Raw genomic sequence first — 12,671 nt, forward strand, 5'->3', positions numbered from 1 at the left:
AATGGACAGAGCCAATAGATACTACGCCGCCCTGAGTTGGGGCGCCTACGGAGATGCGCTGGGCATGATCTGTGAGGGAAAGAGCAGCGCCGTTTTATACCGGCAAAACAGCGGCCCGGTCACGGCGCTGTCGGCCATCCCGGCCGACAGCGTAAACGCCGGCAGCCCCAGGGGTTCTCTCAGCGACTTTTTTACTCTGCTCACCGCCATGCTCCAGCAGATGGCGGCAGACGGCAGCTGGGGTGTCGAACAGGCCAAAGCCGGTGCGCTGCGCTGGTCAAAAAATGTCCGCTATGCCACCCAGCGCGAGCCCATCACCCAGCGGGGCATAAAGCTGTTGTCCGGCCAGCAGCTGCCCCTTACCAAACAAGACCGGGTGGCCTGCTTTAACCGCAGCGCCACCAGTGGCGGCTGCGCTGCCGGTCTGGCGGTGGCGCTCTGCCATCCCGGCGACAGCCGGCTGGTAGATGATATCATTACCGCCGCCCAGTCCACCCACCCCAATTTGCTGTCGGTCACCGGCGCCGCCGCAGTGGGCAGCGCGCTGTCGGCAGCACTGGCTACCGGCAGCCGGCTGGCCGCCATACAGCACGGGCTGGCTGCCGCCCAAAACGGCTACCGGCAGGCGCTGGGGCGGCTGGGGCAAACGGTGGGCTGTGAGCGCCTGCGCCCCACGGCAGGCCCCTCTCTGTACCGGCGCATCCAACTGGCCGTACAGCTGGGGAACGACTGCCGCGGCGATCTCGACCGCGCGGTGCAGCAGCTGGGCGATTACATCGGTGCCACCCAACAGGTGGTGGATGCGGTGCCGGCGGTGTTTGGATGTCTCTGTGCCGCTACCAATGCCCGGCAAGCCGTGCAGATAGCGGCCAACCTGGGTGACGACAGCCCCACGATCGCCGCCATCACCGGCCTGCTCGCCGGTGCGGTATGGCCCCAGGCCCTGCCCGATACCGACAGTCTCACCTACATTGAGCGGGAGAATGCTCTCGACCTGCTGCCGCTGGCCGAGCAGCTTGCCCACCTTGCCCCTCTGGGCCCAAAGGAGGAGATCTAGATGGCCGCCACCTACGACCAGGTGCTGGGCTGCCTGCTCGGCGCCGCGGTGGGGGATGCGATGGGCGCCCCCACCGAGACCCGCACCATCGATATGATCAAGCACAACTTTGGCGGTTTCGTCACCGACCTGATCAATTCCCCCCTCGACGCATACGCCAACGGCGCTCCCGCCGGCCACGTCACCGACGACTTTTCCCTCTCCTACCTCACCTGCTGGGCTTTTGTAAAAGATGGTGGCATCACCGCCAGTGCCGCCCACCGGGCGCTGGTAGAGTGGTCTCACCTGCCCGAGTTCTGCGACCCCTACGTGGGTCCCACCACGCTGGCCGCTATCGCCCGTATCGAGGCCGGCCAGCCGCAGCCCGATATAGGCCGGGGACCGCTGTGCGACAACCTCTACACCTCTAACGGCGCGGCTATGAAATCCGGCCCCTTTGCCCTGTTTACCCCTCACAGTCTCAGCGATACCATCGACGGTGCCATCACCGCCTGTCTGTGCACCCACCCCAATGTGGCGGCGCTGGCCGGGGCCTGCGCCGTATCGGCGGCGGTGTGGCAGGCGCTGCAGCCCGGCGCATCGCTCGACGACCTGATCGAGACCGGTATCTACGGCGCCGCAGAAGGGGCCCGGCGGGCACAAAAGGTAGCCAAACCAGGCCCCGCCGCCAGCTACGAAAAGCGCATTCGTCTGGCTGTGTCTCTGGGGCTCTCCCATCAGGGCGATTTCGAGGGCGCCCTGCGGGCGATATCCGAAGTGATCGGCACCGGACTGCCGGCACTGGAGTCGGTGCCGGCGGTGTTCGGCTACATCACCGCCAGCGGCGGCAACGCGCTGCAGGCCATCCAGTACGGGGTCAACGGCGGCGCCGATACCGACACCGTGGCCACCATGATCGGGGCTATCATGGGCGCTTACCGCGGCGCCGGTGCTTTTCCCGCCCACTATATCGATCTCATCGACGCGGTCAATCGCTACGACCTGCGCAGTCTGGCCACCGCTATCTGCGCCCTCTAATACGCCAAAAAAGCAGCTGGTGACAGGCATCAAAATCTAAAAAAACAGTGCTGGATGGGAACATGCTCCCATCCAGCACTGTTTTTCTGTTTTGTCAACGGCCCTGCGACCTCTGCCGCCTGTGCCGAGCACGGTGATCTACCTGTGGTGCCACTGGTCTCTTTCATTTATCCGGCCGCTCCTGGTGGAAACGGCTTGAACTAGGCAGCGCCAGGTCCTTTTTTGGGGCATCATAGCCATACCGTAGCTGCCTATATGTCCACGCACTGCGTGCCTATTTTTCTATATCGCTGGCCGGCGGCGCCCGGTCCCTACCATCCTCAAAATACTGCCGCGCCCGCCGGCAACTGTGCAGAGTTACCTCTTTGTGCGGGTAGGCCGGCAGTACCTGCCGTATATGGGGCAGCGTATGCATATAAAAGCCACCCAGCTACCCAGCCACCGCGGCAGATCCCGCAGTGAGCGCAGGTCCCCCTTTTTTGTCGGGCAACATGCCCAGCTTGCGCTCTATAAAGCGCCCTAAAATACGCCGCCGGCAGATAGATCGGGGCAGACTCAGAAAAATCACGGTGTCAGCCCGCTCAAAATTGGGTGATAGACAATCTATATACCCCCTCTATCACCCAAGTTTGGCCACTGTAAAAATGCCCGCAGCAGCGCGTCTCGCTCTGCCGGGTCGCACCGCGTACCATACGCTGCAGTGCGGTCCAAAACAGTCTTACAGGTTGCAGTGAGGCAAACTATGTACCCGGGTAACCCGGGCACCCACGGGTTGCGGGTCGACCGCTCGGTCAAATAGGTCTTGCCCGCTCCACTGGGGACTAGCATATGCAGGCGTATCGCTGTGTCCCCCCTCCCCCCACTTTTTCTTTAAAAAAATGCCCGGCGATTTTCGCCCGGCATTTTCGTTTAATCGAGGTTGTTTACCACATTTTGCGGCCTGCCCTCTAAAAAGGCGCGCAGATTTTCTTCCAGCACCCCCATCAGCCGCTTTCTGGCGGCAAAGGTGGCCCAGGCTATGTGTGGGGTCAGCAGACAGTTTTTGGCCTTTAAAAGCGGGTTATTGGGCAGTATGGGCTCCACCGCCACCACATCCAGCCCCGCTGCGTACAGCTTGCCGCTATCCAGCGCATCAGCCACCGCCTGCTCGTCTAACAGTCCGCCGCGGGCGGTGTTCAGCAAAATGGCCCCGTCTTTCATCTTGGCGATAGCCGCAGCGTCGATCATTTTTTCGGTCTCGGCAAACAGCGGGCAGTGCAGCGACAAAATATCGCTGCCCGCCAGCACCTCATCCAGCGCACAAAAGCGCAGCGTCTCGCTCTGGTACTGGGGCTTGGGGGTGCGGGTGTACACCAGTACCCGCATGCCCAACGCCTGAGCAATGGCCGCGGTGGCTATACCGGTATTGCCAAACCCCACAATGCCAAAGGTCTTGTCTGCCAGCTCTATCTGCGGGGTCTCCCAGTAGGTAAAACCGTCGCAGTTTTGCCATCTTCCGCCGTGGACCGACTGGCTGTGCAGGCCCACCGCATTGGTGATCTCCAGCAGCAGAGCAATCGTCATCTGCGCCACCGAGGCGGTGGAGTAGCTGGGCACGTTGCACACCGGTATGCCCCGCTCGGCCGCCGCCTCGATATCGATGATGTTGTACCCGGTGGCCAGCAGGCCGATAAAGCGCACCTGCGGGCAGGCGTCGAGTATTTCCCGGGTAATCACCGTCTTGTTAGAAAACACCACCTCGCAGCTGCCGATATGGGCGATGGTATCGGCGGGGGCAGTGTAGTCGTAGCAGGTAAATTCGTCGCACAGGTCGCGCAGCCCGTCCCAGCTCAGGTCGCCCGGGTTCAGCGCGTACCCGTCCAGCACCACCGCCTTCACTGCTCGGCCTCCGGCACAGTATCTGCCCGTTCATTTTCTGGAGCTTCTTTTTGTAAAAAGTCCTGTAGGGCAGCATAGTGGCTGGCCGCGTCCTGATAGCCCAGATCATATAGCGCCAGCAGCTCCTCTTTTTTGGCGCTCAGCCGGCCGATCTTAATGGCCTTTGAGGGCCTGATAACAAAGGCTGTGCCCGCCTGCTCCAGCGCGGCCAGTTCTTCCAGCTGGCGGTTGTAGGTCTCCGGCCGGTCTTTGATGCTCTTGAGCAGTAGCGGAAAGTCCTTGTAGAGACTCTTGATAAACAGGTAACTGATCGAGGGCTTTTTGCGGTATCCGTCGGGCCGGGTGAGGATGACCACACACCGGTCGTTGCCGTCGGCCAGCGCGTGTCCATAGGGGATAGAGTCAGAGAGTCCGCCGTCCAGATAGGCCCCGTCCCCCATCACCACCATGGGCGCCACCAGCGGCAGCGAGGAGGAGGCCCGCACCGCCGTCATGTCGCGGCCCATATCCGCTTTTTCGTAGTACTCGCACAGGCCGGTGTAGCAGTTGGTGCAGGTGCTCACAAAACGGGCGGGGTTCTGCTCGTAGGCGTCGTAGTCAAAGGGAAGTATCTCGTTGGGTATCTCGTCGAACAGGTAGTCCAGGTTCAAAAAGGTGCCGTTTTTCATCAGCTGCCCCAGCCCTTTATATTTGCTGGTGTGCAGCAGTTCGGTGTTGATCTTTTTGGTGCGCCCGATCTGCCCCGACAAATAACCGGTGGCGTTGCAGGCTCCGGCCGAGGTGCCGATCACATACGGAAAAGCTAGCTCGTGCTCCATAAAGTAGTCCAGTACACCGGCGGTGTAGGTGCCGCGCAGGCCACCGCCCTCTAGTACCAGTGCGGTTTTATCATCCATGGGTCATGCCTCTCTCTTTATTAAATGTGCCGCCGTCCGCCCGGCGGTCCGTTTGGGTTTTCTCACAGGGTACAGCTACCGTATACCGGCGCCCAGGTCTGTCCGATAGCGGTCTGTCAAAAACTTACCTTAAGGCAGCTGGTCCGGCCACCCGGCGCCGCAGTGCCGCGTCGTGCTCTGCAAAGGTGATGTTTTCACTGTCACGGGCAAAAAGCACCCGCCGCAATCCCCGTTCGCGGCACTCCGGTAACGCCAAAAGCAGCCTCTCGTCGCCGCCATCCTGCCGCCGCCATTGGGGGCAGATGCTGTATCTGTATCCGATACGCCCGCCAAACTGTTGCAGGCAGCTGTTTTGTCGGCGGCAAATATCGTCACCCCCACCAGCTGCCCACCTGACCGGCGCCGGTCAAGCAGCGTAGTTGGCCAGCGCCGGCTCGGTGGGCACCGTGTCCCCACCGCCACTGCGGCTGGCACGCACCCACCGGTACCAGCGGTCGTAGTCCGTGCCCCACCGGCGCAGCAACATCATCCAGGCTATCGCCCCGCCCTATAAAAGTTGTCCGGCAAGCGAGCACCGCCCGCCGGCCATCCGGTACCGGCAGCATTAGCTCGATGTGCGTCCCGGCCGCGAGCGCTGCTCCTGTGCCTGCCCCCATCCGCTCAATATTTTAAGCGCTGGCCAGGTTCGATACGAACAGCGCGCAGTAGCTGTCGTCGGCGTAGTACAGGTAGTGGATCTTCTCGCGGCTGTACTCCCAGGTGTCGCCGGTGTCGTCCTTGTCCTTTTTCTTTTTGAATTTATCGTCCTGCAGCGCGTCGATCACCTCGCCGCTACCCTCTACCGGCAGCGTCTTATCCAGCGCCAAGAACAGCGGCGGCGCGTACTGGGCCACCGCATCCAGGTCGGTCTGGCCGGTGGGCCACTGGTAGTTGGCGCTGATGACCTTACCGTCGTCGTTGAGCTGCACCTTCAGCAGCAGGTCTCCCTGTTCGGTGGCGATCTTATACTGATACAGCTCCTCTTTGCCCTGCTTGCCCTCAGCCTGCCGCTGAGCGGCTGCCGTCAGTCCGCGCTCCTCGCAGATCTTGGTATACGAGGTGTTAAACTCCTCCAGCGATACCAGATTCGCATCGCCCTTGAGCGCGTGCAGCGCGGTGCTGATGGCCAGCACCACCACGGCGGCTATGGCCGCCAGCAGCATGGTCCACACAAAGTGCTTTACGTTGGGGCTCATCTTATAGGGGTGGGTCTGCACAGTTCTCTTTACTTTCTTTGGCATGGTCCATCTCCTTTTTACATCTCTACATCGGTACGGTCATCTGAAAACGTCATATCTTCGCGGGTAACAGCTCTCTTTTCCCGCAGGCTGTCGGGCAGGTATACGATGCGCTGGTTGTCGCTTCCCCGCCACCGCAAAAGCAGATTTTTCTGCGCCAAAATAAAGCGGCCGTCCACCAGGTAGTCACACCGGCTCAGCAGCTCTATCACCGCCGGCTCGCGCTCAGCCCGCGAAAGCAGCTCCTCAAAGGTATAGCCCGAGTAGACGATGATGTTCTTTCCCCGCTGCCGCAGCGCGCCGGCCAGCACCGCCAGCGGCTCCGGCTGGCTAAACGGCTCGCCGCCGCTCAGCGTCACGCCCGATACCAGCGGGTTTTTGTCCACCGCGTCTAAGATCTTCTGCAGCGAGCAGTCGTATCCCCCCGCCGGGTCATGGGTCTGGGGGTTGTGGCAGCCGGGGCAGCGGTGGGGGCAGCCCTGCACGAACAGCGTAAAGCGCAGGCCCGGCCCGTCTACGATCGAGTCCTGCACCACACCGGCAATGCGCAGGGTGATATCTGCATAGTTCATGGGTACGCTCCTTTATCTCTGGCAGCGGGCACACCGCCCAGCCGCCGGTTTTCGGTGTCTCAAGCAGTTGGTATAGTGGCGCTATTGCCCCTTTTGGGCGGTAATGCGGTCGTTTAAGTCGTTTAGGTATACCCAGCGCTCCATCTTCTCGTCCAGCTGGGCCTGCAGCGCTTCTTTTTGGTCAAGCAGCTCCTGCAGTTTGGCAAAGTCGCGGGCAGCTTTTTCTATCTGCCCCTCCAGCTCGCTGAGCGTCTCTTCCAGCGCGGCAATATCGCCGTCTATCCCGGCAAACTCCCGTTCCTCTTTAAACGAAAAGCGCAGCGGCCGCTCCTTTTTGGGGCGGGGCGCGGCCCTACTTTCCTTTGGGGCGGCAGTGGCGGCCTGGGGCTGGGGCCGCTTTTGCAGGTAGTCGGTGTAGCCGCCCAGGTACTGGCGCACCTGCCCCTGCCCCTCAAAACAAAATATGCGCTGTGCCACCCGGTCTAAAAAGTAGCGGTCGTGCGACACCGTCACCACCGCCCCCGAAAAGCTGTCCAGGTAGTCCTCTAAAATGGTCAGCGTCTGGATATCCAGGTCATTGGTGGGCTCGTCTAAAAACAGCACATTGGGCGCCTGCATCAAAATGCCCAGCAAATACAGCCGCCGCTGCTCCCCGCCCGACAGGCGGCCGATCTCGGTGTGCTGCATGTCGCCGTCAAACAAAAAGCGTTCCATCATCTGGCTGGCCGTCAGGGTACCGTCGGCAGTCTGTACGTTCTCGGCGATCTCGCGGATGTAGTCGATGGCCCGCTGTGTCTGGTCGAGTTCGTCGCAGGTCTGGCGAAAATAGCCCAGCTTTACCGTCTGCCCCACGTCCACACTGCCGCTGTCGGGCAGTATATCGCCGGCCAACATGCCCAGCAGGGTGGTCTTGCCGCAGCCGTTGGGGCCAATAATGCCCACCCGGTCGTCCCGCGGCATCAAATACGAAAAGTCGTCCACCAGCACCTGCTGGCCGTACTGTTTTCTCAGGTGCTCGGCGTCGAGCGTCTTGCGCCCCAGGCGAGAGCTCAGCGAAGAAAACGCCACCTGCCCCTCGGCGGCCGGCGCCTCCCTCTCAGAAAGCTGCTGGTACCGCTCGATGCGGCCGCGGCTCTTGGTACCTCTGGCGCGGGCGCCCCGCTGCAGCCAGGCCAGCTCTTTTTTCAAAATGCTCTGGCGCTTTCTCTCGCTGGCGGCGGCCATCTCCTGCCTCTCGGCCCGACCCTGTACATAGGCGCTGTAGCTGCCCGGGTACAGGTGCAGCTGGCCGCGGTCCAGCTCGGCGATCTGGCCCACCACCCGGTCTAAAAAGTAGCGGTCGTGGGTCACCATCAAAACAGCGCCCCGGTAGCCGGCCAAATAGCTCTCCAGCCAGGTAACCATGTCGGTGTCCAGGTGGTTGGTGGGCTCGTCCAGTATCAGCAGCTCGCTGGGGGCCACCAGCGCCGCGGCGATGGCCGCCCGCTTCTGTTGCCCGCCCGACAATCTGCCCGCCGGCGCATCGTGCTGGCTGAGCCCCAACCGGTTGAGGATCGACTTGGCCTCATAGGCCTTTTGCTCCCGCTGTCCCGGCTCAATGGCCGACAATACGTACGAGAGCACCGTGTGCTCCGGCGGGATGCGGGTATCCTGCGCCAGGTAGGCGATACGCACCCCGCCGGCGCGGTCGATGTGCCCGCTGTCCGGCGGCTCCAGTCCGGCTAAAATGCGCAGCAGGCTGCTCTTGCCGGTGCCGTTTTGGCCGATGAGACCGATCTTGTCCCCCTGGCCGATATACAGGCTGCAGCCCCGCAGCAGCGGGCGCTGGCCGTATTGTAGATACAGGTCTTTGGCGTGTAAGTACATGGGTGCCTCGTTCCTCTTTCCCGGTGTGCCCGGCACAGCTGTCCCGGGCCTGTCCGCCGCCCGGTACCGGGCGCGGCCGTATACCTGCTATTATAGCATAAAATGCGGCCAATACAAAAAGGACCGGCCGCAAAAATGGCCGGTCCTCTCATGTTTTGCAAACAGAGGTCTACTTGTCCTTCAGCTCGTCGTAGTACTTGTGAGCCAGCTCCATAATGTGGGCGCTGGTCTCGGCGGTGGTCTTGGGGTAGGGGCCGTACTGCAGCAGGTTGTAGGCGGCGGCCAGGTTCGACATGATGCAGGTCATCAGGTGGTCGTTGCCCTCGAACCAGGCGTACATCGAGGCGGCGGTAGAGCAGTTTCCGCAGCCGGTCTGGTCTACGAACTCGCCCACATCTATGCTGGGGGCAAAGGCGTATTTGCCGTCGGCCACCATGTACGAGCCCTTCGAGCCCACCCGGTAAAAACAGGGCTTGCCGTAGGCCAGCAGTTTTTCCAGCACTTCCTCCTCGGTCTCTACGCCGAACAGCGCAAACGACTCGGGCTTGTTCATGGTGTACATGTCCACCTGGTCGATGATCTCCCAGGCCTTCTGCCGCAGCTCGGGCTTTATCAGCATGTTCGAGGGGGGCTCCCACATGATCTTGCAGCCGGTGGCGCGAATGTCCCCCAGATGGGCCATGACCGGCTCGCTCTCGTGGCAGTCCAGATACATGGCTTTGGCGCCTTTGCACACCGCCAGTATCTGTTCGCCGGTAATGTCGGTCTTTTCGCGGTTGCGCTTGGAAAATTCCTCCCCGTAGATGGAGTACTCGTAGTACTGGCCGTCGGGATAGTACTTGACGATGTTGTAGTGGGTGTGCTCCAACACGTCAGAGAGACCGTCGCGCTTCAGGTTGTTGTCGTCCATCCACTGGCCGTAATACTTCTCAAAGTCAGGTCCCACGTTCGAGACGTACAGCACATTGTCGGTAAACAGCCGCACCCCTTCCAGGGCAAAGATGGCCCCGCCCAGGTGGCAGTCGCTCTTGGTGCCGTCGGCGAACACCACGTCGTTGGTGATGGTGATGCCAGCTACGATATAATCCATATAAAAACCTCCTCCAAAGTCCTGCCGCTACATAAAAAACAGCGCGGGAGAGAAACCCCACCCCGCTGTGTGTCGGTCATATCCCTACTATAAGCTGCCATAAATCCTTTTGCAAGGCCTTTTTCTCACATTGTTAAAGGCTACAGACACCCGCCGGCCACATGCGCTATAGTGCACAAAAAAGCGGCTGCCACCCCGTCTGTTCCCCTGCTTTTTTTGTGAAAGGTGCGGCATTTTTAGTCGCTCTTTTCTATGTCCTGTCACCCGGCAAAAAAAGAGCGCCCGGCCGGCCCCGGGCGGGGCTCAGTCAGGCGCTCTCTCAAGCGGCATCTGCGCTTACAGCTTCTGCATCTGCACGTCGTGTTTTACCCGGTCGTGCTCCTCGGCGCGCTTGGCGTTGTTCCAGTGGTCCATGGTGCCCACCAAATAGCCGGTGATGCGGCGGATGCGCTCAAAGCCCACCCCTTCGCCGATGTATTTTTCATTGGTCGCGGTTTTCTGTGCCATAGTCGTTACCTCCCTGGTCGCGGCAGGGCCCCAGGCCCTGTACGGTCTCCTGTTTGCTGCTTATAAAAAGTGTATGTCTATCTTCGCGGTGCGCGGCTGCGCGCTCGGCAGTCGGCCCGGTGCTTGTGTAGGCGTTGATGCCGGTGTTCATGTGTGCGTGGTGTTGTCGCCAGTGCCGCTCCTTCTGTCTATTCAATGCCCACGAACTGGGGCACCCCGGGGTACTGGCGCTGCAGCTCCCTGAGCTTTTCGGGGCTGATCCCCTCCCCCTCACGCCGGCCGCAGCGGGGACACACGTCGCCGATGATGCCGGTATAGCCGCAGATCGGGTCGCGGTCTACCGGGTGGTTGATCGACCCGTAGCCGATGCCCGCCTCTTTCATACAGCGCACGATCTGCTCAAAGGCGTCCAGGTTCTGCAGGGGGTCGCCGTCCAGCTCCACATACGAGATGTGGCCGCCGTTGGTCAGATTGTGGTACGGGGCCTCCAGCCTTATCTTGTCAAAGGCGCCGATGGGAAAATACACTGGAATGTGGAAGCTGTTGGTGTAGTAGTCGCGGTCGGTCACACCGGGTATCTCGCCGTACACCTCGCGGTCGATGCGCACGAACCGGCCCGACAGCCCCTCGGCCGGGGTGCCGATCAGCGAGTAGTTGAGCCCGGTACGCTTACTCTCGGTGTCACAGCGCTTGCGCATAAACCCGATGATCTCCAGCCCCAGGTTCTGGGCCTCTTTGCTCTCGCCGTGGTGGGCGCCGATCAGCGCTTTCAGGCACTCGGCCAGACCGATAAAGCCAATAGTCAGGGTACCGTGTTTGAGCACCTCGCCCACCGTGTCCTCCGGCCCCAGCTTCTCCGAGTCGATCCATACCCCCTGCCCCATCAGGAAGGGGTAGTTCTTCACTTTTTTCTGGCACTGGATCTTAAAGCGGTGGTTGAGCTGGTCGATGACCAGGTCGATCTTGCGGTCCAGCTCCTCAAAGAACCAGTCGATGTCGCCGTGGGATTTTATGGCGATGCGCGGCAGGTTGATCGAGGTGAATGACAGGTTTCCCCGCCCGCTCACGATCTCCCGCTCGGGGTCGTAGTTGTTGGCCATCACCCGCGTGCGGCAGCCCATGTAGCCGATCTCGGTCTCCGGGTGGCCGGGCTTATAGTACATGGCGTTGAACGGTGCGTCCAAGAACGAGAAGTTGGGGAACAGCCGCTTGGCCGATACCTTGCAGGCCAGCTTGAACAGATCGTAGTTGGGGTCGCCGGGGTTGTAGTTCACCCCTTCTTTTACCTTGAAGATGTGGATGGGGAAGATGGGGGTCTCGCCGTTGCCCAGCCCCTTCTCGGTGGCCAGCAGCACACTCTCGATGACCAGCCGGCCCTCGGGGCTCACGTCCATGCCGTAGTTGATCGAGCTAAACGGGATCTGTGCCCCGGCGCGCGAATGCATGGTGTTTAAGTTGTGTACCAGCGCCTCCATGGCCTGGTAGCAGGCGCGGCGGGTCTCTTTCACCGCGTAGGTCTTGGTGTGTGCAGCTACCGTCGCGGCGGTCTCGGCACTGCAAATGCCGTCTTGCAGCGCCGCCTTCAGCGCATCTTCAAAGCCCTCGGCGTCTTCCAGCGCCGGGGCAAAACCGGCCTTTTGCAGCTTATCCAGCACCGCTGCGGCGGCCTGCTGCCCGTCGGGCAGGTCGGCCAGCAGCTCCAGGCACTTACCCAGGTTCTGCCGGTACAGCCGGTTATAGGTCTTGATCACGCCTTTGGCCAGCGCATAGTCAAAGTTGGGGATCGACTGGCCGCCGTGCTGGTCGTTTTGGTTAGACTGGATGGCGATGCAGGCCAGCGCCGCGTAGGATTGAATGTCGTTGGGCTCACGCAGGTGGCCGTGTCCGGTAGAAAAACCGCCGGTAAACAGCTTATCCAGGTCGATCTGGCAGCAGGTGGTGGTCAGTGTGTAAAAATCCATATCGTGGATGTGGATATCGCCCTTGATGTGGGCCTGCGCGTGCTCGGGGTCGAGAATAAACATCTCGTAAAAGCGCTTGGCCCCCTCCGAGCCGTACTTGAGCATGGTGCCCATGGCGGTGTCGCCGTCGATGTTGGCGTTCTCGCGCTTGATGTCGTTTTCCGCCGCGTCCTGAAAGGTCAGGTCCTCATACACCTTCATCAGGCGCGAGTTCATCTCCCGCACCTTGCTGCGCTCGGCCCGGTACAAAATGTACTCTTTGGCGGTGCGGGCGTGCCCCTGGTCCACCAGTACTTTCTCCACCGCGTCCTGAATGTCCTCCACTGTGGGAGAGGTGTTGTGCAGTTCCCCCTCCAGGTACTGCTCCACCATGCCGGCCAGCTCCTTGGCCGTCTGGTAGTCCTGCCCGCCCAGCTGTGCGGCGGCCAGAAAGATGGCGTTGGCGATCTTATCGCTGTCAAAGCGGACCGTGCGCCCGTCTCTCTTCACAATGGTCTCGATCATGTCGCTGTCTCCTTTTGTAGTACCATTCTATATCACATACTGTGCA

At 61.2% G+C, this 12,671-nt stretch carries 11 protein-coding genes; 2 read left to right on the plus strand and 9 right to left on the minus strand.

The genetic code is table 11. The annotated features are described in order from the left end of the window. Position 1: 1 nt before the first annotated feature. Positions 2 to 1,057: an ADP-ribosylglycohydrolase family protein gene (locus tag H8K20_RS09430; RefSeq protein ID WP_186488265.1), complete on the plus strand. Its 1,056-nt coding sequence runs from the start codon at positions 2 to 4 to the stop codon at positions 1,055 to 1,057. After that, positions 1,058 to 2,074 carry an ADP-ribosylglycohydrolase family protein gene (locus H8K20_RS09435; protein ID WP_186488266.1) on the plus strand — a complete coding sequence of 339 codons (1,017 nt, stop codon included), beginning with the start codon at positions 1,058 to 1,060 and terminating at the stop codon, positions 2,072 to 2,074. Between the two features lie 909 nt (positions 2,075 to 2,983). On the opposite strand, the gene H8K20_RS09440 is transcribed toward H8K20_RS09435, so the two are convergent. The 9 genes from H8K20_RS09440 to H8K20_RS09475 all read right to left on the minus strand — a co-directional run bounded on the left by H8K20_RS09440 (position 2,984) and on the right by H8K20_RS09475 (position 12,625). Next, entirely contained in the window at positions 2,984 to 3,952 is a 969-nt protein-coding gene (locus H8K20_RS09440; protein ID WP_186488267.1) for an NAD(P)-dependent oxidoreductase, read from the minus strand. Continuing rightward, the gene (locus H8K20_RS09445; RefSeq protein WP_105205875.1) at positions 3,949 to 4,848 is read right to left on the minus strand and encodes a patatin-like phospholipase family protein; all 900 of its coding nucleotides are present in this window, start codon (positions 4,846 to 4,848) and stop codon (positions 3,949 to 3,951) included. The genes H8K20_RS09440 and H8K20_RS09445 overlap by 4 nt, the downstream gene beginning before the upstream one ends. A gap of 406 nt (positions 4,849 to 5,254) precedes the next feature. Continuing rightward, a complete protein-coding gene (locus H8K20_RS14060; RefSeq protein WP_279287498.1) occupies positions 5,255 to 5,377 on the minus strand; it encodes a hypothetical protein in 123 nt (40 codons plus the stop codon). Positions 5,378 to 5,516: 139 nt separating this feature from the next. After that, positions 5,517 to 6,128 (minus strand): hypothetical protein, encoded by a 612-nt coding sequence (locus H8K20_RS09450; RefSeq protein ID WP_186488268.1) that lies wholly within the window; start codon positions 6,126 to 6,128, stop codon positions 5,517 to 5,519. A 14-nt stretch (positions 6,129 to 6,142) separates the two neighbouring features. Further along, positions 6,143 to 6,697, minus strand: a complete 555-nt coding sequence (nrdG, locus tag H8K20_RS09455) for an anaerobic ribonucleoside-triphosphate reductase activating protein (RefSeq protein WP_105205878.1) — start codon at positions 6,695 to 6,697, stop codon at positions 6,143 to 6,145. Between the two features lie 81 nt (positions 6,698 to 6,778). Next, the gene (locus tag H8K20_RS09460; protein WP_186488269.1) at positions 6,779 to 8,563 is read right to left on the minus strand and encodes an ABC-F family ATP-binding cassette domain-containing protein; all 1,785 of its coding nucleotides are present in this window, start codon (positions 8,561 to 8,563) and stop codon (positions 6,779 to 6,781) included. Positions 8,564 to 8,732: 169 nt separating this feature from the next. After that, positions 8,733 to 9,653 (minus strand): carbohydrate kinase family protein, encoded by a 921-nt coding sequence (locus H8K20_RS09465; RefSeq protein ID WP_105205880.1) that lies wholly within the window; start codon positions 9,651 to 9,653, stop codon positions 8,733 to 8,735. Between the two features lie 336 nt (positions 9,654 to 9,989). After that, positions 9,990 to 10,160 carry an anaerobic ribonucleoside-triphosphate reductase gene (gene nrdD / locus H8K20_RS09470; RefSeq protein WP_186488270.1) on the minus strand — a complete coding sequence of 57 codons (171 nt, stop codon included), beginning with the start codon at positions 10,158 to 10,160 and terminating at the stop codon, positions 9,990 to 9,992. A gap of 188 nt (positions 10,161 to 10,348) precedes the next feature. Then, complete coding sequence (locus tag H8K20_RS09475) at positions 10,349 to 12,625, minus strand: anaerobic ribonucleoside triphosphate reductase (RefSeq protein WP_186488271.1); 2,277 nt, start codon at positions 12,623 to 12,625, stop codon at positions 10,349 to 10,351. Positions 12,626 to 12,671: the final 46 nt, after the last annotated feature.

Origin of the sequence: Neobittarella massiliensis (ex Bilen et al. 2018) (assembly GCF_014269355.1) — a bacterium.
In the GTDB taxonomy this organism is placed as follows: domain Bacteria; phylum Bacillota; class Clostridia; order Oscillospirales; family Ruminococcaceae; genus Neobittarella; species Neobittarella massiliensis.

What these genes read in the sequence shown, in the direction of transcription:
- H8K20_RS09430 (WP_186488265.1), top strand. Translation starts at nt 2, where the DNA reads ATGGACAGAGCCAATAGATACTACGCCGCCCTGAGTTGGGGCGCCTAC.
- H8K20_RS09435 (WP_186488266.1), top strand. Translation starts at nt 1,058, where the DNA reads ATGGCCGCCACCTACGACCAGGTGCTGGGCTGCCTGCTCGGCGCCGCG.
- H8K20_RS09445 (WP_105205875.1), bottom strand. Translation starts at nt 4,848, where the DNA reads ATGGATGATAAAACCGCACTGGTACTAGAGGGCGGTGGCCTGCGCGGC.
- H8K20_RS14060 (WP_279287498.1), bottom strand. Translation starts at nt 5,377, where the DNA reads ATGATGTTGCTGCGCCGGTGGGGCACGGACTACGACCGCTGGTACCGG.
- H8K20_RS09450 (WP_186488268.1), bottom strand. Translation starts at nt 6,128, where the DNA reads ATGCCAAAGAAAGTAAAGAGAACTGTGCAGACCCACCCCTATAAGATG.
- nrdG (WP_105205878.1), bottom strand. Translation starts at nt 6,697, where the DNA reads ATGAACTATGCAGATATCACCCTGCGCATTGCCGGTGTGGTGCAGGAC.
- H8K20_RS09460 (WP_186488269.1), bottom strand. Translation starts at nt 8,563, where the DNA reads ATGTACTTACACGCCAAAGACCTGTATCTACAATACGGCCAGCGCCCG.
- H8K20_RS09465 (WP_105205880.1), bottom strand. Translation starts at nt 9,653, where the DNA reads ATGGATTATATCGTAGCTGGCATCACCATCACCAACGACGTGGTGTTC.
- nrdD (WP_186488270.1), bottom strand. Translation starts at nt 10,160, where the DNA reads ATGGCACAGAAAACCGCGACCAATGAAAAATACATCGGCGAAGGGGTG.
- H8K20_RS09475 (WP_186488271.1), bottom strand. Translation starts at nt 12,625, where the DNA reads ATGATCGAGACCATTGTGAAGAGAGACGGGCGCACGGTCCGCTTTGAC.